A 21,141-nucleotide genomic window follows, 5' to 3' on the forward strand; every position below is an offset into this window, starting at 1 on the left:
TTCAATCAACGCTTTTTTCCTCGAAGCCATACCTCGCAGACGAAGGTAGGCAGACAAAGAATGCGATTCCATCGGCTGGGCTCTTGGCCCAACCGATAGAGCCATTCGAGCCCTAACTGGCACATCCATTGGGGGGCTCGCTTTTTCATGCCAGCCCATACATCGAAGCTTCCCCCAACACCCATCCAGAGGCCTGGGCATGCCCGCCTTACGCGCGCTATCCATGTTTCTTGACGGGGAACTCCTAGTGCCACAAGCACAAGATCAGGATGCAAAACTCTCAACTTGGCTTCCAGGTCAGGCCAAGCATCTTGGGGTTGATAGCCATGCGAAGACATCACAAGTCGCAAAGCAGGCAGATCTTGCTTCAGGAGTTGCCTCAAACGATCCATGACCTGCGGTGTTGCTCCCACTAGAGCCACCTTCCAATCATGAGCCTCTGCATAGGCAAGTAACGAACGGGCCAGTTCAATGCCAGGACTGCGCGGCACCACAACTCCCTGACGCCTCAGCGCCCAAACCACGCCAATCCCATCTGGGATGACTAGATCTGCCGCGGCAATAGCATCACCTAGCCTGGGATTCTCTCTAGCCGCCATCGTCATCTCCGCATTAAGCGTGACGATCTGGCCACCACCACGAGCATGCAAACCAATCGCCGCAGCCTGAACATCGCGGCATGCATCCACTGGCACACCTAGAACACTTCGACGGTATTGATCGCTCGGTGCGGTGCTTGTTGATTCCATCAGCGAGACAACTGAGGTTGAAAATTTAGTGCTCTAAACCTTGAACGCAATCGATGGAGTCCAAAGCCCAATCGCCACAAGCAAGCGAATGGAGCAACCGCCGATTTGCAAAGAAGCCCCTGAGAAAGTAGCGCTGTGCGAGCCGGGAGGGTTGTTGGACGGATGTGTTGCTAACGACTCAGATGGGCTCCTCCAAGGAAAGCCCCATGCCGGGGTGTTCGACGGCATGTTCAATCAGGTCAGCCAAACGCAGCGCGCGTGAAGCCTGCTCCCCATCAACGGCTGGTGTCTCACGACCTCGCAAACACTGAAGAAAATGCTCCAACTCTGCATAGAGAGGCTCAATAGAAGTCGTGCTGACCTCTTCGATAAAACCGTCATTGCGATACAACAACTCACCGTGATCGGCTGAATACCACTCATGAGCACGACGATGTATATGCAGGGTGTGGTTAAGGAAATCAGTCTCAACAAGACTGCCCCGACAATGAGCACTGAGACTTCGAATTTTGCGGTGGCTCATCTTGCTAGCCGTGAGGCTAGCCACCACACCATTGCTGAAGCCAAGCGTGGCATTGACGTAATCGATCGGGCCCTCGGCAGTGCGACCCCCTGCAGCAGCCAGACCTACCACCGGAGCACCCGCCAGCTCAAGAACCAAGTCGAGGTCATGAATCATCAGATCAAGCACCACCGACACATCATTGGCTCGGTCACCATGGGGGCTATGGCGACGAGCCTCAAGAACCACCACCTCCTCATTTTCCACCACCTTGATCAACTCTCGAAAGGCAGGGTTAAAGCGTTCAATATGGCCAACCTGCAAGAGCCGTCCAGCCTTATTAGCCGCCACAATCAATGCGGATGCCTCCTCCTGACTCGCCGCAATCGGTTTTTCGATTAACACATGCAGGCCTGCCTCCAAGCAGGCCTGCCCGACCTTGTGATGGAGCAATGTCGGCACAGCAATGCAGACAGCTTCGACCTCGCCTAGCAAGCTGTGGTAGTCAGGGAACCAATCGCATCCAAACTGTTCAGTTGCCAGCTGACCACGCTCAGGATCGGGATCAGCGACTGCCACCAGCTGCGCATCCTTAAGCAGACTGAGCACACGGGCATGATGCCAACCCATATTGCCAATCCCGATCACACCGACCTTCACCGGAACCATGGGATCGGTCATCGGCAGGCCATGGCGCATCGGGGAAATTATCAACGATCATTCCTCAGTGTGATCGTGACTGGGAAGAATCAGTCGCACACGCTCGATACGAGGACCCTTCATCGTTACGATCTCGAACTGCAAACCATCGCAGCGCAAGGCCTCTCCAGCAGAAGGGATGTGTTGCAACTTTTCAAGCAGAAAGCCAGCCAAGGTGTGATGTCCATCAGCTTCAGGCAAGTCCAGATTGAGCTGTCGATTGAGCTCAATGATCTCAAAATCTCCTGCAACCATCCATGTGTCTGACTGACCCTCAATCAGCTCAAGATCCGGCTCATCGTCGTCTGCATGGGGCTCATCGCCCACGATCTCACCAGTGAGATCGGCAGCTGTAACCAATCCTTCGGTACCGCCATGCTCATCAACGACAAGCAGTAGGGGCTGTCCACTTCGGATCATCGGCAACAATTCAGCCAAAGTGCTGGTCTCAAGAACCCTTACAGCTGGTTCTAAAAAAGGTTCAAGCGGAGATTCTGCCTGCAAAGCACCCCGGGAGATGGGTTCCGCCAACCGACGTAAATCAAGCACACCCCTGACATCATCTAGGGACTGACCGATCACTGGAAAGCGCGCATGGCGGGTGCTATGCACCACTCTCATCAGTTCAGCGAAGCAGACCCCAACAGGCAAGGTGACCATGCCAGAACGTGGCACCATCACCTCTCTAACTTGAGTGTCGCGCAAGGCGAAAACACCTTCAAGGATGTTGCGCTCATCAGGACGAAGGCCTGTTACCCCACCAATTTCGATCAGAGACTCCAGCTCACCAGCAGAAAGAGCAGGAACGAGAGAATCCCAATGTGCATTCAAACCAACCAGCCGCAACATCATCGAAGCGACAGCTTCCAGAAGAGCCAAAAGGGGCGCAAGCACACGCATCACCGTCTCCAACAATGGAGCGAGGTTTAGAGCCGCAGCCTCAGGACGATTCAGCACCCAGGCCTTAGGAAGAAAGCCCGCCAACAAGGTGGCCAACACCACAAGCAGCAGAAAAAGCCCCCCGTCCAACCAGCGACTAGCAGGATCAGCCAGAGGCCACCAGCGATGTCCAACACCACGGCCAACCCAGCCCAGGGCAACCAACGCCAGCATTCCACCCAATTGAGACACCATCAACGCCCTCCTCAAACGGCGCTGAAGACGATGGACGGCGGAAGCTCCGGGTTGCTGCTCTTCTACTAAAACCTGTACTCGACTAGGACGCAGCCGCAACAAGGCAACCTCTCCAGCCGCGAAAAAAGCCGGTAGAACCAGCAATACAGCCAGGGAAAGCAACCTCATTGAATGAAAAAAATATGGGGGTCGCGAGGATCGAACTCGCCTTAGGCGAATTATGAGTTCGCTGCATTCACCAGATTGCTAGACCCCCTCAATCACGGATCTACCACATGCCACGGATAGGAGTGAAGGCCTCAGGCGCCACATTCATCTCAGGACCATCCTCCACCATGACAATTTCTGGAGGAACATCCCCCGCAAGGCTGTTATCAAAACCGCTAGAGATATCAACAGTTCGCCAAGGTAGGGAAGAACTCTGCTCTTCTAGAAGCACCTGATAGGTGTTCTGCACAGCAGAACTATCCCAGATGATCGTCTGATCAGGAAAACCAAATCCCATAAAGCGATTGCCCTCATAACTGGCCACAGCGATGCCGAGCATATCCGTGAGCTGATGAAGCACATCCACACCCCTGGCATAGGGAGCTGTCCAACTGTAAAAACGACGTTCGATTAAGGCACCAGTGGATTCCAGCGGCCCACATTGACTCACCTCCACAGGCCCCTTCGACGACTGGCTGGCATCCGGTGCTTCAAGAGTCGTGGTGCAAACCACAGGCCTCGCCCAGGCCAAACCGCCACCCCATTCAGTGACTATCAATGGTGTCACCAGGGCCAAACCAAGCATCCTTAGCTTATGGGAGGACACCCAAGCCATAACTGCAAAAAACACGACTACGCGCAAACTAGGCAATGAATCCTTAACGCACCAGCCCAATGAGCCCTCTTCCCCCATCGGCGGAGGCCTGCCGCGATGAGCTGCTCAACCGGCTAGCGCGAGAGGCCTACCGCCATGGACACTTCACCCTGGCCTCTGGTCGCCAAAGCAACCACTACGTGAACTGCAAGCCAGTCAGCCTCAGTGGATCTGGCCTGGCATTGCTAAGCCTGGCGTTGCTCAAATATGTAGAGCCCGATGCTGTTTGTGTCGCTGGCCTCACCCTCGGCGCCGATCCCTTGGTGAGTGCAGTGGCGATGGCAGCAGCACAAGCGGAACGCACTCTCGATGCGCTAATCGTGAGAAAGCAAGCCAAAGGCCATGGCACCGCTGCTTGGCTTGAAGGTCCACTACCTCCCAGCGGTGCACGCATCACCGTTTTGGAAGACGTTGTCACCACAGGCGGATCGTCACTAAAAGCAGTGCAACAGCTGCGTGCAACGGGTTATCTGGTGACACGCGTCGTCACGATCGTCGATCGACAAGAAGGTGGTGAAGAGACCTTGAATGCTGCTGAGTTAGAGCTTGTCAGTTTGTACCAGCTCAATCAGGTCGCTGAGCGGGCCAGACAGCTGGAGACGGAGACATGAGCAGCTCGAGCAAGCAACGCTGGGACGTCCTTAAACCCCTATTGAGGTTGGAGGGTTCTGGTAGTCGAGACTTTCTTCACGGCCAGACCAGTGCCGATCTGCTGGCTGCTGAAACAGGCTCCCTGCTGCGCTGCTGCTGGCTCACCGCCACAGGAAGGGTGCGGGCGCTGTTGGAGATTCGTCTGGATGAAAGAGGTGCAGATGTGCTTGTTCTCGCCGGCGATCACAACGCCGTAGCGACGGGGTTTGAGCAGGTGATCTTCCCTGCAGACCAGGTTCGACTGAAGCCGAGCAAGCCAATTCGACGCCTGCAGATACTGGCCCAACTCAAACAGGAGCAAACTCCTGAGGTGACCTGGCTGCTGCCAGACGAACCACTGCCAAAGCAATGGGCTGCTATGCAGCAGGCCAGTGCAGATCAAATTGAGAGCTGGCGACTCAAGCAAGGCCTGCCCCTTGAACCTGGTGAAATCAATGGCGATACAAACCCGTTTGAACTGGGACTAACCGCATGGGTGAGTCTCAGCAAGGGTTGTTACTTGGGGCAGGAAACCTTGGCAAAGCTGGCCAACAGCGGTGGTATCAAACAACAACTGCGCTACTGGCAAGCCAACCGCCCGATTGCCGTAGGCCAAAAACTAATCAATCTTGAGCCAGAGGCAGGGGTCAACAATCGAGCGGGGGTCATTACTTCAGTGATGCACGACCAAGACTCAAGAGGCAGCTATGGCTTGGCCTTGGTGCGCCGCAAGTCGCTAACAGAGGCTGAACTATGCCTGGCGGAAGACTCAACAAGAGTGCGCCTCTCCATTCCTACGGGATTTGTGACTCCACCCATGAATGACTGAACATGGCTTGACGATGCCCAGCTACTCGTCTTGCTTTAACAGCTCATCTTGCTTTAACAGCCATGCCGCCACGGCCCAAGTGGCGAGACAATCATCGTGGTTGTAATCAAAGATCCAACGCAGGGAATAGGAACTGCCGCGATCTTGAAGACCTGAACCACGCCACTGGCGCCACCAAAGCAGAGCTCGAGCCCCATCGACACCCACCTGACGCCAACAAAATCCCAGCCAACTCGCCACGCACTTCAACCCATAGCTGTTTAAAGGCAATCGCCAAGAACGCCGCACCCGATCGTGCACATCAATCATGCGCTTGCTCAGTGCACTCAACTCAGCCGCGTCAACTCCCTGTCGCTTAGCCATACGGCGAAGAGCTAGAGACTCCGTTTCGCCGTAATGCATCACTGGCCAGTCGGGATAACTCTTCAGCATGCGTTGCAACCGCTGCCAACAACGTGCCTCGCCGTGCTCATAAAGCACCAAAAAGGGGTGATACTGCGCGCCCTCTAAATCCCAACTGCCATCTGGCCTGCGGCCCAGCCGGACAAAACCATGCAGAAAATCATCGCGAGCATCTGGATCAGATTCGATGTCGTACAACAACACGCCAGGGGCAGTGGCCAATTCCGGTAAAGCTGATGCGGAGTCCAAGCGCTCATAACGACCATCCCGCTGAGCCCGGGCCTGAGCGACAAGCTCACAAGCCACTTCCCCGTGCTGCTCACCGAAATGTTGCAAACGACTTCCGAGCTCATTCGGATCGGCTGCCGCTAAATCCTGCAAACCAAGAATCCCCAGTTCCTGAAGCATCTGCCGTCGACGAGTCCCGATACCGCTCACCTCACTGAGATGTCCCTCTACAGAAGCCACGGCATTGCAAACACCTCGCCAGGAACACAACTTGCACTTACGCCGATCAGCAACCAAAGGCGGAGGCTCACTCAGCTCGAGGTCTGCGGCCAACTTGACCAGGACATCATCAAGCTGCCGCTGCAGCCCGCCCAGCAATGAAACTCGTTCCATGTGAAGACTGCGACCAGCTCCGGCCAAAGCCAAGCCTTCAGGCACGGGAGCCGACTGCAGCGGTGCCAATAAACGACCAGCAAGGGCCAAAGCCAAGCGATGCTCTCTGGTCAAGCGTCGACCCTGACGTGCAAGCACCGGTCGGTAAGCAAATGCCCCCCAACGACTTTGCCCCTCGACCCTCTGCAGCAATGGCGGATGGGCCTCCAATAACTGCCCCGCAGGACCAACCCCCTTAAGCCTCAGCCCCACCACCCCTGGGCAGCCTTGACTGCAACCGTCTAGACCCCTGCATGGTTTGCGCGGCAACAAAGCAACAAAGTTGCGCTGCTGATCATCAAGTTGCAGAGTGCGGTGAGCAGTCCAGAGCCGTTGCTCTCCATCGCCATAACGGTCTAACCAAGCCCTACGACGACAGCGCAGCCAACTACGCAGCAAGCGATCAGTCAGAACGTTGGCAGCGAGAGGGGTGGCACCCATCAGCCGACGTTACGGCGGCTGCCTGCTAGATCCAGTCCATTAGTTGATCATTTATGGCATCGGCCCCCCTGCCGCTGGCCGCGGCCCCCATCCACTTCGGTACCGACGGTTGGCGCGGGGTCATCGGCGTGGATATCACAGTCGAAAGGTTGTTAACCGTTGCTGCTGCTGCTGCACAGGAGCTGGCCTATCGCGCACCCACAGAACTCAAAAGCCGGTCAGTGATCATCGGCTACGACCGCCGCTTTCTAGCTCCGGAAATGGCAGAGGCCATTGCTGCCGCCGTGCGCGGCTGTGAGCTGGAGCCCTTACTCACCGAAACGCCTGTGCCGACACCTTCCTGCAGCTGGGCAGTCGTTCAACATCAGGCCCTTGGCGCCTTAGTGGTCACAGCCAGTCACAATCCGCCGGAATGGTTAGGGCTAAAAATCAAGGGGGCCTTTGGCGGCTCAGTGGAAGACACTTTCACCGCAGCGGTGGAACAGCGACTTGCTGCCGGAGGGATCTCAGTACCCATCAATGGGATTACCAAGCGATTTGATGGGCGTGGGCAGCATCTCGACGGATTGCGAGAGAAGCTCGATTTAACTTCCCTGATCAAGGGCCTGCAGAAGATGGGGCTCAAGGTCATCATCGATCCGATGCACGGTTCAGCAGCGGGTTGCATTGCCGAGCTACTGGACCCGCACAACCAGGGCTTGATTCAAGAAATTCGCGCCCAGCGCGACCCGTTGTTCGGCGGCAACCCGCCCGAACCCCTCGCCCCATATCTGAGCCAGCTGATCGCAGCTGTGCAGGCCTCCAGCGCTACCGGACAACCCGCCGTGGGTCTTGTGTTCGATGGCGATGGCGACCGCATTGCAGCCATAGATGAAGCTGGCAACTTCTGCAGCACCCAGCTGCTGATGCCCCTCCTGATTGACCACCTCGCCCGAGCCAAACAACTGCCAGGCAAGGTTGTAAAAACCGTGAGTGGCTCTGACCTGATGCGTCTAGTTGCTGAGGATCTAGGCCGGGAGGTGCTGGAACTACCGGTTGGTTTCAAATACATCGCCGCTGAAATGCTCAGCGGCGATGTGCTGGTGGGAGGTGAGGAATCAGGAGGAGTGGGCTTCGGAATGCACCTACCTGAAAGGGATGCCCTCTTTGCAGCCCTGCTTGTACTGGAAGCACTTGTGGAGGGAGGGCAGCCCCTCGGCGCACGCATGAAAGCCCTGCAAGAGCGTTGTAGGGGGAGCAGTTTTTACGAACGCTTCGATCTACGCCTTGCTGACATGGACTCGCGACAACGACTAGAAACGCTGCTTGAGCAAACCCCTCCAGCCACAGTTGCTGATCAACCCGTTCAGACCGTGATCCGTACAGATGGCGTGAAATTTCGACTTGGACCTAGCCACTGGTTGATGCTGCGTTTCTCCGGCACCGAACCCCTGCTCAGGATCTACTGCGAAGCTCCCAGCGAGACAGACGTCAAAGCAGCTCTGAACTGGGCAAAGCAGCTCGCAGAACGAACATGAGCAGCAATGAATTGACAGAGCGGGTGCTGGTGATCGCCAGCGGCAATGCTGGCAAAATCCGCGAGTTCCGTCAGTTGCTGGCTCACCTGCCGCTCAGCGTGCAAGCCCAACCCAAAGATCTTGCCGTGGAAGAAACAGGCCAGACCTTTGCAGAGAATGCACGCATCAAGGCCTTGACAGTTGCTCAAGCCACGGGCCAATGGGCCCTCGCAGACGACTCCGGACTCAGCGTAGAGGCACTGGCAGGCGCCCCTGGGGTCTATTCAGCCCGCTATGCCGCGAGTGATGCCCTAAGGATTGAGCGCCTACTACAAGAACTCAAAGGGATCGATGATCGCCGCGCTCACTTCAGCGCTGCTCTTTGCATCGCATCTGAGACGAATGAAGTTTTACTGGAGGTCGAAGGCCGCTGCGAAGGTTTGATCACGCACGCAGCTCGAGGAGAAAAGGGCTTCGGCTATGACCCGATCTTCGAAGTCGACGCAACCGGCACAACCTTTGCAGAGATGACTATTGAGCAAAAACGCCAATGGAGCCACAGAGGTTGCGCCTTTGCCCTGTTAGATCCAGCCCTGCAAGAACTGCTCCACAAACAAAACAAGCCCTAATCGCGAGACCACCGAATCGCTAAACAATCAATCCGCTCTCAACTAAGGAATTGAGCAGATCGCTTGATGGTGTTGATCTGAAGCAAGGCAGCCAAAATGATCCCCAACAAAGCAAGGCTGCCGTAGGTCAACACCACCAGAGTTGTATTGCCGGGGGTCGATACCTGCAGCAATACCCCAGAGAGCATGATCATCAATGCTCCCATCAACGTGCCTGCTGTATTCACAAAAGCGACAACAAGAGCCGTTTGAGCTGGAGGAGCTGCAGCTTCTGCAAGAGGAAAAGCCAAAACACTCGTGCCAAGGCCCAGACCAAGAATGGCTCCAGCCAAAATCAAAACGATGACGGATTGAGGGTTGGTCGCCACCAAGACCAGCAGAGCGGCGGCGGCGCTGCAGCTGCCCGCCAACAAGATGGGAGCACGCCTGGACTGATGACTGCCAAGCCAACCTGCCCCAAGCATTCCTACGGATGTAAAGAGGGAAAGAACCATGCCCACGCCCACCTTGAGGGAACCGCTCCACCCCTCAACCTCGGACAGCAAGCCATATTGACAAAAGCCAAAAAGAGTTCCAGCACCCCAGGCATAAATCAAGGCCGCATGAACAACCTTCTTGATGGCATCGGCACTCCAGCGCCCTGAATGATCAGCAACTTGGCGTTCGCTGATCGATTGGTTTGGCTTTGCACGACTCTGCTGCGAGCTGGCAACAACCACGACAACTAACGGTGTTGCCACCAGCAAAGCCAGCACCATGATCTGCAACGTCACCTGCTGCCGCCAGGAGCCCAAATGGATCAACACAGGCATCAAGGCAGCTAAGGCGGCGCCAAAACCAAGCAGGCTGTCGGTAGCACCCATCGCCAAGGCAAAACGCTGCGGCGGCAGGGTTCGCCTCGCAAGCAGCCCTGAGGCCGGGAAGGCAACAGCACAAGCAAGACCCATGCCAGCGCGGCTGATGATCAAGCCATCAAGAGTTTCAGCTCGAGCGAAGACCAGTGTCAGTGCGGTAGCCGTGATGGCACCGAGTAACAGCCAACGTTCGGCACGGCCACGATCCAACACCCAACCGACAGGAATCTGAACGAGGCCATAGGGCAGAAGGAAGGCTCCCCCCACAACGGCCACATCAGCAGAGGAGAGAGCAAGCTCATCAGCGAGCGATTGATCGAAATATTGAAAGCTCGTTTCAGACCAAACCATCCAGGCCACGAAGAACAGGCTGAGGATCCAAAGCAAGCGATCGCGCATCAAGTCATTGAAGACATCCAGGAGAATGTATGGGCTGCGAATCTGTTTGTCTTCAAGACAAGCAGTAATCGAGATTCAGCGTGAGCGACTGGCGCGGCTGCGGTGCTTCGTCGGGATTGAAGCGTGAGCTTGCTGCTTTTGAAAAACTGAGCTGACGTATCGCCCCCCCAGCGCGCTGATCAATGCGCAGCAATCGCACCTGCTTGAGGCCAATGGCATCAGAGGTGGTTTCAGCCTGATGCTTGCCCTGCTTTAGAGCCCTACGCAACAACTGATTCTTCAATTGCTGTTCGCTAGCAAGATCAGCACGTGAAGACATGCCTTGCAAATCAACACCAGGCAACCTGCCTGCTATCTGAATCAACGCGTCGTAATTGGATCGGCCCACCACACCACTGACGCTGGTAAAAGCACGCTGCAAGCGTGGTTTACCGCTAGTGCCATCCATGGCATAACTTCGTGGAGCAGGAATCTTAAGATCGCCCAGGCTGAGTGACCGCACGCGACTGCGCACTGTGGCTAAGCGCTGATTGAGCTGATCCATTGCTGCCGATGAAGTTTTCCCCTCGGCTCCAACTTGCAAGGAAAAACGAAAGCGATCTGAACGCAGCTCGCCACTTTCACGAACACTGAGCTGCAGCAAAGTGCCATCACATCGAAGCTCACCAGCATGAGCAGGCGAGCTTGCTAAGCCCATCAATCCGCTAGAGCCAACAAGCAAGCAAAACATCAAAGGAGAGCACAACAACCGCATCGGAACTGAAAACATTGAACGCTTAGATGTCTAATTTAGATCTAGCACTCTTGAGCCATCAAAGTGTGAATGAATTACATATCAACGACTACTATTCATACCCAAACATGACTGGAGAGCAATGGATTCCCTTTTACTTTCTCCAACAAAATTGACCAATTGAATAGCAATGATCCCAAGTCAACAAAAAATCGCAAAGCATTGCAGCACCTACAAAATATTGCCCTATCATCAATCAATACAGACTTTACAGTGATGGGGAAGCAAATCTCTCCAAATCCAAATCTAGCAGGCACTATATATACTGCAGGAGATGGCAATTAGAACGAGGAATTTTATCAAAATCTTGGCACGCTGGACAGCGATGGTTTCACGCTGAACAACAACTACATACTGCACGACTTCGGCAGTGGCACGCTTTACAACACAGGCTGTCTGAAGAATGAGAGCAGCGCTACGCTAATCAAAGAAGGGACTATTGACAATTCAAACAATTATTTAGGCGCAAAAATTTTTATTGATCGGGGAACATATCAAAGCAGTGGTGGCACGATAAAAAGTAGTTGGATTGATTATAATCAAGCCAAGCCAAGCCAAGCCGTTCCGCAGGCGGAATATTTGTCGATGGCAGCTACTACAAGGAAGGTGACTCTACAGAAATAGAACTAGGAGGTACATACAATGGCGATGATGTGATCATCACCATTTCATTCGCTGAAAACGATCGCATCTCTGTTGCTAATGGAGTGGAACTTTCCTTTAAGCAAGTTGGTGATGATCTATTATTGCTCACAGCAGATGGCATTCACACCACCTTGAAGGATGTTGATAAGTGTGAGTTTCTCGCTGCTGATGTGATTGACTTTATCTAGTCAACCAACCAAATCCTGAAGCTCAGAGCGAACCAATTCCAAATAAGCTTGGAATTGGCTCCCTAAGTAATACCCTCAACTCAATCTATCAATCAATCAGCAGCAACCCAGCTGCCATGTAATCCGTATGGAATGGTAATAGGCATCTCAAGCACTGCCTGCTCGCTTAAATCGTTTGCATTCAGAATCAACAACTGACTGGCACGACGCTCTCCATTCCATACAAAAACCAACAGCCAACCATCATCCTCAGCTTCACTGCCAGGGCGTGGCACCATCAATGGCTCACTGACAAATCCACGCGGCGCTGCACTCCATAAACATTGATCCCCATTGCTCAAATCCAGTTTCTTAATCGCCTGTAGGGGGGCGTAGCCGGTTTCACGCTCTGCCACAGCCATCCATGCATAACGAGCAGACAACCCTTCTCGGCGTGGATTGACCATCGCAAATTCACAACAACGCTCACTAAAGCGCCTGGTTTCAATTCCTTTCCCCAAAAGATTGATGCGGCACTGCTCTAATCGACCCTCAGGGAAAAAGTCAAAGTCCATCGAGAGGAAGTCCTCGCCGGGATCAATCGAGGGGTAATCGCTGTAGTAAATGCTCTCCAACACCAACTCATCCCCCTCCTCCCAAGCATTAAGATGGTGAAAAACAAAACCATCGGGAGCATCAAAGATGCGCGGCGGCTGCCCAGCAAAAGTGCCGCAATCACGAGGAATTAACCAAAACTTTGCCTGGCCTCCAGGATTAGAGGTTAAACATTGCGCCGCACCCTTCTGACCCAGAACAAACGGCAACGGATTGAAGTTGATCGCATTCTGCAAAAAGAGCGTCCAGTTGGGAGTAATCGCGAAGTCATGCAGAAAAGCAAAACCCTTAAAACTGTCTGTGCGATCACTGATGAGGCGTCCCGCATCTGGCCCCTGAGTGGCAAACTCCATAAGCCTGATCTTGCTAGTCGGCCCTGTGTTCACACCAAAGGTGACCATGCGAGGCTCGCCATGGTGGCCAGGATCGAAGCGGGGATGAGCGCTAAAAGCCTCTCCAGGCTTCAGCACCCCATTCAGACTCGAGAGCCCATGAGTTTCCAGGCTGACAGGGTCAAGCGCGTGCGGGCCAGCCGCCTCCCAAAGAGCCAGTAACTGATCGCCAAGTTGAACCACTTGGGTATTGGCAATGTTCTTGAAACGCACGTCAAAAGCATTCGCCTTCACCCCACCACGCTTCTGCGTGCCAAACACCCCCCGATAGAGGAAGCGGCCGGCCTTTTCCTCTTCCTGCCAGTATTTCGTTCGCACAAAGCGATTACTCAGCGTGGCCTTGCTATCGCTGAATCGCACAGCAGTGATCATGCCGTCACCATCAAAGGGGTGATGCACCCATTGCCCATCGCGTTCAAACCTGCCTGGACCATTGCGATAGTGGCTGCCTTGCAGTTCAGCTGGAATCTGTCCCCTCAGGGGACGTAAAGACACAGCATTGAGCTCTTGTTCAACATTGCAATAACCACTTGCCCAGTCATCCCGATCAAACCCGCCGGGTACATCTATTGAGGTCGCGGACACTGTTGAAGGGCTATCGCTCACTGTGCTCACTGCAAGGCTGATCAAGATTGACCAATCCTTACGCAAAAGGGCTTGCAGCCGCGAGCGAGGAAATCCCCACTCCCCAAGCATTCAGCTCTTCTGCCCGCCAGCCTGCTCCAGCACACCCTTGCTGCTAGGTACTGCACCGGCCCTTCGCGGGTCGATTTCAATTGCCATGCGCAGAGCTCTGGCAAAGGCCTTGAAACAGGCTTCAACGATGTGGTGGGAATTGGTGCCTGCCAACTGGCGAATATGCAGGGTGAGGCCGCTGTTGTTCACAACTGCCACGAAAAACTCCTTCACCAACTCGCTGTCGTAGCTACCAATGCGCTGAGAGGGAATTTGCAGGCCATAACTGAGATGAGGCCTACCGGAGCAATCCAGAACGACCTGAACCAACGCCTCATCGAGTGGTGCCACAAAATGACCGAAGCGGTGGATGCCACGTCGATCTCCAAGTGCCTGAGATAGGGCCTGACCAACAGCAATACCCACATCCTCATTGGTGTGATGGTCATCGATGTGGGTGTCACCAGTCGCGGTGATCTCTAAATCCAGCAGGCCATGGCTGGAAAGCTGGTGAAGCATGTGATCGAGGAAGGCGACCCCCGTAGAAACGTTGCACTGACCACAGCCATCAAGCCCAACACGAACAAGCACGTCGGTTTCAGCGGTGACGCGATGAACATCCCCCTGCCTTAGCGACGTCATGATGCCCATCCAAATGAAGTCATGCTGCCAGTCAAATCACATTCCGTTAATGCAGTAACCAGCATCCACATAAAGCGTCTGACCGGAGATGCCACTTGAAAGATCGCTCAGCAAGAACGCGGCTGTATTGCCAACTTCGATCTGGGTCACAGTGCGACGCAAGGGAGCCTTTTCTTCAACGTTATGAATCATCTCGAGGATGCCGCCGATCGCAGAACTAGCCAAGGTGCGAATTGGGCCAGCACTGATCGCGTTCACACGCACCTGCTTATCAGGGCCAAGTTCTGCAGAGAGATAACGCACTGAAGCCTCCAGAGCAGCCTTGGCAACACCCATCACGTTGTAATTCGGAATGGCACGATCTGCACCGAGATAGGTCAACGTCACAACCCCTGCACCATCACTAAACAAAGGCTTGGCGTGATGACAAAGCGGGGCCAGCGAGTAGGCACTGATCTCCAAGGCGCGTGCGAATCCCTCGGCCGAGGTGGCGCTGTAATCACCCACCAATTCTTCCTTGCCTGCAAAGGCAAGACAATGGACCAAACCATCCAACTGGCCCCACTGCTGGGCAATCACAGCAAACACCTCCTCTATCTGATTGCTGTCCTGCACATTCAAAGGCAAAAACAAACTGGGTTCTAGAGGAGCAGTGAGATCGCGCACCTTGCCTTCCGAACGGCCCCTTTCATCCGCCAAATAGGTGATTCCCAGCTCAGCGCCGGCGGCTTTCAACTGTTGAGCGATGCCCCAGGCAATGGAACGGTTGTTGGCGATCCCTGTGACGAGGATCTTCTTACCGCTTAGATCGAGAAGCATCAGAGCGAACGCACTAGGGAACATTGGCAGCGATTCTCTCCCATGCCACGCCGAGTTTCACTGGATGCCCCGAATAAGGTCGCCAAGAGTTCTATTCGATCAGCTTCCAGACCAGTTTCCGTTTAACAGCTCCTCCTGGAGCTTCCTCTCTTCTTCTGGATCCCTGAGCAGGTCTTCTTCCTCCAACGCAGGCAATCTCAAAGGCTTCACCTGATCAGCAGCGCGGGGCGGCTCCTGCCAACGCCATCTCGCCCTAGGTGCCCGATCGACACAAAGAGCCTTCAGCTCACGCTTCAAGGCACGGCGGACATCCCCGCGGGCCACTACCACGAAAAATTCCTTACGAGACGCAAGCCCTGAGCTGAATGGGGCATTGCCATTGCCATTGAAAAGCCTTGCAGGGTCTGGCAACCAACGGGGCGTACAGATCCCTGGATCACTGGTGTCCGTTTCGAGAAAGAGATGCACGCCATAGCCATCAGGCTCACTCACCACCGCCAGGCCGTCATGAGCTTGATGCCGCTGCAAGGGATAAATAGCCCAGCTGGGCTTGGAAGACGACGTCATACAGCCGTTAAGCACTACGGCCAAAGCCACTAACAGGAAGGTCTTTCCTTTTGCATTGACTTGCTTCACAGCATTGATGCAGCCATGCAAAGTCATCCTGAACCAGCATTGAAGGGCTGCTTTCCCAACATGGCCCTCACTCCCTCCACGATGCTGCCTCTCAGGACCCCCTTGCCGGCGTTTGAATTGAAGGTGGTACCCGGCACCAATCTTGAGATCGATGGCGGGATTGGCGCCCTGAACACAATCAACACAAGCAACCTGCCAAACAAGCCCCTCCTGCTGATGGCGCTCTGCGCCCACTGCCCTTTCGTGAAACACATTGAAAAAGAACTGACCCATCTTGATCAGGACTACGGAGATTCCGTGCAGCTACTGGCTATCGCCAGCAACAGTCTGATAACTCATCCCCAAGACGGTCCTGAGCAGCTCGCAGCTCAGGCCAAGCAACAAGGCTGGCGTTTCCCTTATCTACTGGATACTGACCAAAGCCTCGCCAAGGCCCTACAAGCCGCCTGCACACCAGACTTCTTCCTCTTTGCTCCCTCTCCACAAGGACAGCAGCGACTCTGCTACCGCGGCCAACTGGATAACAGCCGCCCTGGGAACGATGCACCTGTGACTGGATCGGACCTACGTGCTGCCTTAGATGCCGTTTTGAACGGGCAAGATGTCTCTCCCCACCAGCAGGCCTCAATCGGCTGCAACATCAAGTGGCACCCAGGACAAGAGCCCCCCTGGTTCGGCTGATCTGCCACTTCAAAAGCTGCTAAACCGTCTTCGGCTCGGCTTAAGGTGCTTCTCATGCAGGTGCCCCCTTTTAGCCTTACTCAACAGCTAGCCGAACTGGGGCCTGACCTTGATGAGGCGATCTTGCGCGTGCTGCGCAGTGGCCAATACATCGGCGGCACCGAAATTGAATCGTTTGAACAAGCCTTTGCCAACTCCCTTGGCGTGCCTTATGTCGTTGGTTGCAACAGCGGCACCGATGCTTTGGTCCTGGCCCTGAGGGCACTGGATATCGGAGCAGGAGATGAGGTGATCAGCTGTTCTTTCAGCTTTTTTGCCACTGCCGAGGCAATCAGTTCAGTAGGCGCCACACCTGTCTTCGTGGACGTCGAAGCGGACACCTATCTCATCAACCTGGAACAAATCGAAGCAGCAATAACCCCAGCCACCCGTGCTGTTTTACCAGTTCACCTTTTCGGCCGCCCCGTCAACATGGAGCAGCTGATGGCCATCGCCAACAAACATGGGCTGAAAGTGATCGAAGATTGTGCCCAAGCCAGTGGTGCAGCGTGGAACGGACGGTCTGTAGGCAGTTGGGGCGATGTGGGCTGCTTCAGCTTCTTTCCCACCAAAAACCTTGGCGGCGCTGGCGATGGTGGAGCCGTCAGCACACATGACGCAAAGCTTGCTCAGCGAATGCGAGAACTCGCTGTTCACGGAATGCCGCGTCGATATTTGCATACAGAACTTGGCTACAACAGCCGACTGGATGCACTGCAAGCCGCCGTTTTAAACGTGAAACTACCAAGGCTTTCTTGCTGGGTTGAGAAGCGACAAGCCATCGCGACCCGTTATCAAACGTTGCTCACAAACCTTCCTTGCCTCGAGCTTCCAGATCAAACAAAAGCAAGCCATCTGCAACATGCATGGAACCAATTCGTGGTGCGGGTTACGAGCTGCCCAATGAACCAAAGCAACTCTGAGAGCCTTGGCAAACCGTCAAAAAACAATGGCAGCAATACCCTGCCGGATAGCAGTTGCCGTGATTGGCTCAAACAAAGTCTTTTAGAACATGGCATTAACACCATCATTTACTACCCAATCCCGATCCATCTCCAACCGGCCTATGAAGGCCTAAGCCAAGGCCCAGGCAGCCTGCCGGTCACTGAACAGCTTTGCAGTCAAGTGCTGAGCTTGCCGATCTTCCCAGAATTGAGCGAAGAGCAGCAGCAACAGGTTGTCTCTATGTTGCACAAGCTGCTGAGTCCAGCAACCACAACTCACATGAGCAAGGTTGCTTAAAAAGCCTTATTTAATACCTGCTATTGCTTGTTATTAGGCACAACCTCCATAGATAAATACTGCTTCGCAGTAATACCAGAACAACCAGCAGGATGGTGATCTTTAGAGACCCAACAACTGACGCGCCCGATACCAAGCGGTAATGCTCTTGCCATCCAGAGCTTCATCACCACTAGCTAAGCAAGCATCGAATTCAGCTGGGGTCATATGCAGCACCTCAAGATCCTCGTCTTCATCACCAGCAGGAGATTCGCTCAGGGCTTTAAGGTCTCTGGCCAGAAAAAGGTGTATGACTTCATCGGAGTAGCCAGGACAAGGCAGCATCTGCCCCAAAGAATCCCAGCGAGCTGCGCTGTAGCCAGCCTCCTCTGCCAGTTCCCGCTCCATCGAAACCTGGGGATCTTCACCATCCTCAAGCGTGCCAGCAGGAAATTCCAGGATGCGGCGGGCTACCGCAAAGCGGTACTGACGAAGCACCACAACCCTGCCATCGGCAGTGATTGGCACCGCTAAGGAAGCACCAGGATGGCGAATCAGACCAAAGAGACCCTGTACCCCAATCGGCAGCTCAAAACGGTTGATCTCAAAACGAATCTTTCTTGCCTCTAACGCTGCTGTGGTTTCCAACAGCAAAGATGGCTCAGGGGGCGAAAGAGGCACCATGTTGACCACAAACAAAGAACTCCCAGCATGGTGGCTGATGACCAGACAAGGACTTGAATTGCGCCACCCCTATTCAAGCCAGTCCAAATCAGGGGGAATACGGCGCGGCACCTGAGCCACTCCCGTTAGGGCCGCTGCAAGTGGCACCACGACAAAACTTCGTTCAATCAGACGGGGGTGAGGAAGGATTAGGGCCTCGTGCTGAACATGTAGTGCGCCCCAGGCAAGCAAATCAAGATCCAGTGAGCGCGATTCCCAGCGCATCAACTCTGCCTGGCGATCTCGTCCGAAGCGCTTCTCCAGGGCCAGCAGTCTGGCTAACAAGGACAGCGCAGCCGCTTCACAAGGCTGCAACAAAGCAAGCCGCGGCCCATCCACCACAACTACCGCATTGATGTAGATAGGCTGCTCGGGTGGACCGCCAACGGGGTCGGTCTCAAATAATGGCGACCAACGGCAACGCAAACCTGCAGGATTCACCCTTTCGCCCGATGCCTCTCCAAGCGATGTTGAAAGCCACTCATGGATGGTCTGCTCTAACTCAGGTCGCACTGCCCTCAAGGTGGCACGCGGAGGTCCAAAATCACTAGCCAAATTGGCTCCTAGTGCCACAGCTAACGTGCTTGGAGCAGAAAAAGCAGTAGAAACTCCGAGTTGATCAGCGAGACTGGCGCACACGTCATCGAGCCGGGGGGACTCCATGGTTGCAAGCGGATCGGCCGCAACTGTTAACACAAGGTCCAGAGATCGAGCAGGCCAGGACATGGCCACTCGTGCTTTTCCTCTTGCCGCAATTACAGGCCATGGAACGCTCAAGCTTTCACTGCTCTTAGCAGCGGTTGATCCAGAATTGGGTGGGGTGGTGATCGCCGGCGGCCGTGGCACTGGCAAATCGGTCTTGGCACGGGGACTGCATGCACTGCTACCGCCAATCGATGTGCTCGATCTGGAAGCCCTTAGCAAAGATCAGCAGACTTCACAAATTCATCGCCCCATTGGTCTCAACCTGGATCCAAAGCTCCCTGAGGAATGGGACGAAGCCAGCCAACGCCTGATCACGAAACAGGGCGCCACCGATGAGGAGAACTCAAAGGAGCCACTGCCGAGCCGTGTGATCCCAGCACCCTTTGTGCAAGTTCCAATTGGCATCACTGAAGACAGACTTGTTGGCGCTGTAGACGTCACGGCCTCCCTAACCAGTGGAACCCCTGTCTTCCAACCTGGACTACTAGCAGAAGCCCATCGGGGAGTGCTCTATCTCGATGAGCTCAATCTGTTGGATGACGGCATCGTCAACCTCATGCTGGCGGCAGTGGGAGCCGGCGAAAACCGAGTAGAGCGAGAAGGCCTCAGCCTCAGCCATCCCTGCCGTCCACTACTGATTGCTACTTACAACCCTGAAGAAGGGGCAATGCGCGACCACCTATTGGACCGTTTCGCCATCGCTCTCTCCGCCGACCAGCTGATCAGCAACGAGCAACGTGTTGAGATCACCGAGGCAGTACTGGCCCATGGCCAATGCAGTGTCAGCTTCGCTGCAAAGTGGGCCCAGGAGACCGAAGCACTAGCAACTCAGCTGCTACTGGCTCGTCAATGGCTGCCCGATGTACAAATCAGCCACGCACAGATCGAATATCTGGTCAATGAAGCCATTCGTGGAGGCGTGGAAGGGCATCGCTCTGAGCTTTATGCAGTACGCGTGGCACGGGCCCACGCGGCTCTCAGCGGCCGAGACCAGGTTGAAGCAGACGACCTCCAAGTCGCCGTGAGGCTGGTGATTGCACCGCGTGCCTTGCAATTGCCGCCTCAAGAAGAGCAAATGGAGCCCCCCCCGCCAGAGCAACAGCAAGCACCGCCACCACCAGATCAATCGAAAGAAGACACTTCTGAAGAGGATGAAGAGGATGACGAAGACACCCCTGAAGAGCAGACATCACCACCGGTTCCAGAAGAGTTCATGCTTGATCCAGAAGCAATTGCAATAGATCCAGACCTTTTGCTGTTTTCTGCAGCCAAGTCAAAAAGTGGAAACAGTGGGAACCGTTCGGCAGTCCTCAGTGACAGCCGTGGCCGCTACGTCAGGCCCATCATCCCTCGTGGCCCTGTTCGACGTATCGCCGTCGACGCGACATTAAGAGCTGCGGCCCCATATCAAAAAGCTCGGCGATCCAGACAGCCGGATCGCACAGTGATTGTCGAAGAAGGAGATCTGAGAGCCAAGTTGCTGCAACGCAAGGCTGGTTCACTCGTCATTTTCCTTGTTGATGCAAGCGGTTCGATGGCTCTAAATCGCATGCAGGGCGCCAAGGGAGCAGTCATTCGCTTACTCACCGAGGCCTATGAGAACCGAGATGAGGTTTCACTCATCCCATTCCGAGGAGAACAAGCGGAGGTTTTACTGCCTCCAACCAAATCGATTACTGCAGCAAAAAGAAGGCTAGAAGTGATGCCCTGCGGCGGCGGCTCTCCTCTCGCCCATGGTCTTACCCAGGCTGCTCGTGTGGGTGCTAACGCATTGTCTAAAGGAGATCTCGCCCAAGTTGTCGTTGTTGCCATCACGGATGGACGCGGCAATGTGCCTTTAGGGACCTCACTAGGTCAGCCACAACTTGAAGGAGAAGATCCACCGGATCTAAAGCAGGAATTACTTGATGTAGCGAGCCGCTACCGCAGTCTGGGGATCAAATTGCTAGTCATCGACACCGAGCGTAAGTTCATCGGCAGTGGTATGGGCAAGGACCTAGCAGAAGCCGCCGCCGGCAAATACGTCCAACTGCCAAAGGCAACTGATCAAGCGATTGCCGCCATCGCGATGGAAGCAATAGACCAGGTCAAATAATACTTAG

At 54.7% G+C, this 21,141-nt stretch carries 21 protein-coding genes and 1 tRNA gene; 8 read left to right on the forward strand and 14 right to left on the reverse strand.

Annotation, left to right across the window (positions count from 1 at the left end; translation table 11 throughout):
• Positions 1 to 5: 5 nt before the first annotated feature.
• From SIB66_RS01250 to SIB66_RS01270, 5 genes are all read right to left on the reverse strand, one after another.
• The gene (locus SIB66_RS01250; protein ID WP_063421925.1) at positions 6 to 749 is read right to left on the reverse strand and encodes a WecB/TagA/CpsF family glycosyltransferase; all 744 of its coding nucleotides are present in this window, start codon (positions 747 to 749) and stop codon (positions 6 to 8) included.
• Between the two features lie 178 nt (positions 750 to 927).
• Positions 928 to 1,932 (reverse strand): Gfo/Idh/MocA family protein, encoded by a 1,005-nt coding sequence (locus tag SIB66_RS01255; RefSeq protein ID WP_041375225.1) that lies wholly within the window; start codon positions 1,930 to 1,932, stop codon positions 928 to 930.
• Between the two features lie 36 nt (positions 1,933 to 1,968).
• Positions 1,969 to 3,252: a hemolysin family protein gene (locus tag SIB66_RS01260; protein ID WP_063421923.1), complete on the reverse strand. Its 1,284-nt coding sequence runs from the start codon at positions 3,250 to 3,252 to the stop codon at positions 1,969 to 1,971.
• A 15-nt stretch (positions 3,253 to 3,267) separates the two neighbouring features.
• Positions 3,268 to 3,340: transfer RNA gene (locus SIB66_RS01265), tRNA-Ile, on the reverse strand.
• Between the two features lie 12 nt (positions 3,341 to 3,352).
• Positions 3,353 to 3,967 (reverse strand): hypothetical protein, encoded by a 615-nt coding sequence (locus tag SIB66_RS01270; RefSeq protein ID WP_063407320.1) that lies wholly within the window; start codon positions 3,965 to 3,967, stop codon positions 3,353 to 3,355.
• Here SIB66_RS01270 and pyrE point away from each other — a divergent pair.
• Both pyrE and SIB66_RS01280 read left to right on the forward strand, forming a co-directional pair.
• Positions 3,967 to 4,557: an orotate phosphoribosyltransferase gene (gene pyrE, locus SIB66_RS01275; protein ID WP_063407321.1), complete on the forward strand. Its 591-nt coding sequence runs from the start codon at positions 3,967 to 3,969 to the stop codon at positions 4,555 to 4,557. The two genes, SIB66_RS01270 and pyrE, sit on opposite strands and share 1 nt — an antisense overlap.
• Entirely contained in the window at positions 4,554 to 5,405 is an 852-nt protein-coding gene (locus SIB66_RS01280; RefSeq protein WP_063407322.1) for a YgfZ/GcvT domain-containing protein, read from the forward strand. Before pyrE ends, SIB66_RS01280 begins: the two co-directional genes overlap by 4 nt.
• A gap of 21 nt (positions 5,406 to 5,426) precedes the next feature.
• Here SIB66_RS01280 and SIB66_RS01285 read toward each other — a convergent pair whose 3' ends face one another.
• Positions 5,427 to 6,908: a TM0106 family RecB-like putative nuclease gene (locus tag SIB66_RS01285; RefSeq protein ID WP_063407323.1), complete on the reverse strand. Its 1,482-nt coding sequence runs from the start codon at positions 6,906 to 6,908 to the stop codon at positions 5,427 to 5,429.
• Between the two features lie 53 nt (positions 6,909 to 6,961).
• Here SIB66_RS01285 and SIB66_RS01290 point away from each other — a divergent pair, with 53 nt between their 5' ends.
• Together SIB66_RS01290 and rdgB are read left to right on the forward strand one after the other, a co-directional pair.
• Entirely contained in the window at positions 6,962 to 8,425 is a 1,464-nt protein-coding gene (locus SIB66_RS01290; RefSeq protein ID WP_063407324.1) for a phosphoglucomutase/phosphomannomutase family protein, read from the forward strand.
• Complete coding sequence (rdgB, locus tag SIB66_RS01295) at positions 8,422 to 9,033, forward strand: RdgB/HAM1 family non-canonical purine NTP pyrophosphatase (protein WP_011131239.1); 612 nt, start codon at positions 8,422 to 8,424, stop codon at positions 9,031 to 9,033. Before SIB66_RS01290 ends, rdgB begins: the two co-directional genes overlap by 4 nt.
• Positions 9,034 to 9,071: 38 nt before the next feature.
• On the opposite strand, the gene SIB66_RS01300 is transcribed toward rdgB, so the two are convergent.
• Positions 9,072 to 10,286, reverse strand: a complete 1,215-nt coding sequence (locus SIB66_RS01300; RefSeq protein WP_063407325.1) for an MFS transporter — start codon at positions 10,284 to 10,286, stop codon at positions 9,072 to 9,074.
• Positions 10,287 to 10,338: 52 nt separating this feature from the next.
• On the reverse strand, positions 10,339 to 11,016 hold the full coding sequence (locus SIB66_RS01305) for an SIMPL domain-containing protein (protein ID WP_413681349.1): 678 nt from the start codon (positions 11,014 to 11,016) through the stop codon (positions 10,339 to 10,341).
• Positions 11,017 to 11,732: 716 nt separating this feature from the next.
• Between SIB66_RS01305 and SIB66_RS01310 the strand changes: the two genes are divergently transcribed.
• Positions 11,733 to 11,912 (forward strand): hypothetical protein, encoded by a 180-nt coding sequence (locus tag SIB66_RS01310; RefSeq protein ID WP_063421921.1) that lies wholly within the window; start codon positions 11,733 to 11,735, stop codon positions 11,910 to 11,912.
• 92 nt (positions 11,913 to 12,004) lie between these two features.
• Here the strand turns inward: SIB66_RS01310 and SIB66_RS01315 are convergent, their stop codons facing one another.
• The 4 genes from SIB66_RS01315 to SIB66_RS01330 form a co-directional block, all read right to left on the reverse strand.
• The gene (locus tag SIB66_RS01315) at positions 12,005 to 13,528 is read right to left on the reverse strand and encodes a carotenoid oxygenase family protein (RefSeq protein ID WP_063407673.1); all 1,524 of its coding nucleotides are present in this window, start codon (positions 13,526 to 13,528) and stop codon (positions 12,005 to 12,007) included.
• A gap of 66 nt (positions 13,529 to 13,594) precedes the next feature.
• Complete coding sequence (gene hisB, locus SIB66_RS01320) at positions 13,595 to 14,224, reverse strand: imidazoleglycerol-phosphate dehydratase HisB (RefSeq protein WP_063396816.1); 630 nt, start codon at positions 14,222 to 14,224, stop codon at positions 13,595 to 13,597.
• A 27-nt stretch (positions 14,225 to 14,251) separates the two neighbouring features.
• On the reverse strand, positions 14,252 to 15,034 hold the full coding sequence (gene fabI / locus SIB66_RS01325) for an enoyl-ACP reductase FabI (RefSeq protein WP_011131247.1): 783 nt from the start codon (positions 15,032 to 15,034) through the stop codon (positions 14,252 to 14,254).
• A 99-nt stretch (positions 15,035 to 15,133) separates the two neighbouring features.
• Positions 15,134 to 15,697: a hypothetical protein gene (locus SIB66_RS01330; protein ID WP_052646194.1), complete on the reverse strand. Its 564-nt coding sequence runs from the start codon at positions 15,695 to 15,697 to the stop codon at positions 15,134 to 15,136.
• Here SIB66_RS01330 and SIB66_RS01335 point away from each other — a divergent pair.
• A complete protein-coding gene (locus tag SIB66_RS01335; RefSeq protein WP_063407674.1) occupies positions 15,686 to 16,351 on the forward strand; it encodes a thioredoxin family protein in 666 nt (221 codons plus the stop codon). The two genes, SIB66_RS01330 and SIB66_RS01335, sit on opposite strands and share 12 nt — an antisense overlap.
• A 54-nt stretch (positions 16,352 to 16,405) precedes the next feature.
• Positions 16,406 to 17,632 carry a DegT/DnrJ/EryC1/StrS family aminotransferase gene (locus SIB66_RS01340; protein ID WP_063407675.1) on the forward strand — a complete coding sequence of 409 codons (1,227 nt, stop codon included), beginning with the start codon at positions 16,406 to 16,408 and terminating at the stop codon, positions 17,630 to 17,632.
• 102 nt (positions 17,633 to 17,734) lie between these two features.
• Here the strand turns inward: SIB66_RS01340 and SIB66_RS01345 are convergent, their stop codons facing one another.
• Both SIB66_RS01345 and folK read right to left on the reverse strand, forming a co-directional pair.
• Positions 17,735 to 18,295, reverse strand: coding sequence for an NUDIX hydrolase (locus SIB66_RS01345; RefSeq protein ID WP_063407676.1), 561 nt, complete (start codon positions 18,293 to 18,295; stop codon positions 17,735 to 17,737).
• Positions 18,296 to 18,364: 69 nt separating this feature from the next.
• Entirely contained in the window at positions 18,365 to 18,997 is a 633-nt protein-coding gene (folK, locus tag SIB66_RS01350) for a 2-amino-4-hydroxy-6-hydroxymethyldihydropteridine diphosphokinase (RefSeq protein WP_413410241.1), read from the reverse strand.
• Here folK and SIB66_RS01355 point away from each other — a divergent pair.
• Entirely contained in the window at positions 18,996 to 21,134 is a 2,139-nt protein-coding gene (locus SIB66_RS01355; protein WP_063407328.1) for a putative cobaltochelatase, read from the forward strand. The two genes, folK and SIB66_RS01355, sit on opposite strands and share 2 nt — an antisense overlap.
• Positions 21,135 to 21,141 lie beyond the last annotated feature (7 nt).

The organism is Prochlorococcus sp. MIT 1318, from assembly GCF_047304505.1.
Lineage (GTDB): Bacteria > Cyanobacteriota > Cyanobacteriia > PCC-6307 > Cyanobiaceae > Prochlorococcus > Prochlorococcus marinus_D.

Excerpts from the sequence above, each read along its gene's own strand:
- SIB66_RS01250 (WP_063421925.1), bottom strand. The coding sequence starts at position 749 with ATGGAATCAACAAGCACCGCACCGAGCGATCAATACCGTCGAAGTGTT.
- SIB66_RS01255 (WP_041375225.1), bottom strand. The coding sequence starts at position 1,932 with ATGACCGATCCCATGGTTCCGGTGAAGGTCGGTGTGATCGGGATTGGC.
- SIB66_RS01260 (WP_063421923.1), bottom strand. The coding sequence starts at position 3,252 with ATGAGGTTGCTTTCCCTGGCTGTATTGCTGGTTCTACCGGCTTTTTTC.
- pyrE (WP_063407321.1), top strand. The coding sequence starts at position 3,967 with ATGAGCCCTCTTCCCCCATCGGCGGAGGCCTGCCGCGATGAGCTGCTC.
- SIB66_RS01280 (WP_063407322.1), top strand. The coding sequence starts at position 4,554 with ATGAGCAGCTCGAGCAAGCAACGCTGGGACGTCCTTAAACCCCTATTG.
- SIB66_RS01285 (WP_063407323.1), bottom strand. The coding sequence starts at position 6,908 with ATGGGTGCCACCCCTCTCGCTGCCAACGTTCTGACTGATCGCTTGCTG.
- SIB66_RS01290 (WP_063407324.1), top strand. The coding sequence starts at position 6,962 with ATGGCATCGGCCCCCCTGCCGCTGGCCGCGGCCCCCATCCACTTCGGT.
- rdgB (WP_011131239.1), top strand. The coding sequence starts at position 8,422 with ATGAGCAGCAATGAATTGACAGAGCGGGTGCTGGTGATCGCCAGCGGC.
- SIB66_RS01300 (WP_063407325.1), bottom strand. The coding sequence starts at position 10,286 with ATGCGCGATCGCTTGCTTTGGATCCTCAGCCTGTTCTTCGTGGCCTGG.
- SIB66_RS01305 (WP_413681349.1), bottom strand. The coding sequence starts at position 11,016 with ATGTTTTGCTTGCTTGTTGGCTCTAGCGGATTGATGGGCTTAGCAAGC.
- hisB (WP_063396816.1), bottom strand. The coding sequence starts at position 14,224 with ATGGGCATCATGACGTCGCTAAGGCAGGGGGATGTTCATCGCGTCACC.
- fabI (WP_011131247.1), bottom strand. The coding sequence starts at position 15,034 with ATGCTTCTCGATCTAAGCGGTAAGAAGATCCTCGTCACAGGGATCGCC.
- SIB66_RS01335 (WP_063407674.1), top strand. The coding sequence starts at position 15,686 with ATGCAAAGTCATCCTGAACCAGCATTGAAGGGCTGCTTTCCCAACATG.
- SIB66_RS01330 (WP_052646194.1), bottom strand. The coding sequence starts at position 15,697 with ATGACTTTGCATGGCTGCATCAATGCTGTGAAGCAAGTCAATGCAAAA.
- SIB66_RS01340 (WP_063407675.1), top strand. The coding sequence starts at position 16,406 with ATGCAGGTGCCCCCTTTTAGCCTTACTCAACAGCTAGCCGAACTGGGG.
- SIB66_RS01345 (WP_063407676.1), bottom strand. The coding sequence starts at position 18,295 with ATGGTGCCTCTTTCGCCCCCTGAGCCATCTTTGCTGTTGGAAACCACA.
- SIB66_RS01355 (WP_063407328.1), top strand. The coding sequence starts at position 18,996 with ATGGTTGCAAGCGGATCGGCCGCAACTGTTAACACAAGGTCCAGAGAT.
- folK (WP_413410241.1), bottom strand. The coding sequence starts at position 18,997 with ATGGAGTCCCCCCGGCTCGATGACGTGTGCGCCAGTCTCGCTGATCAA.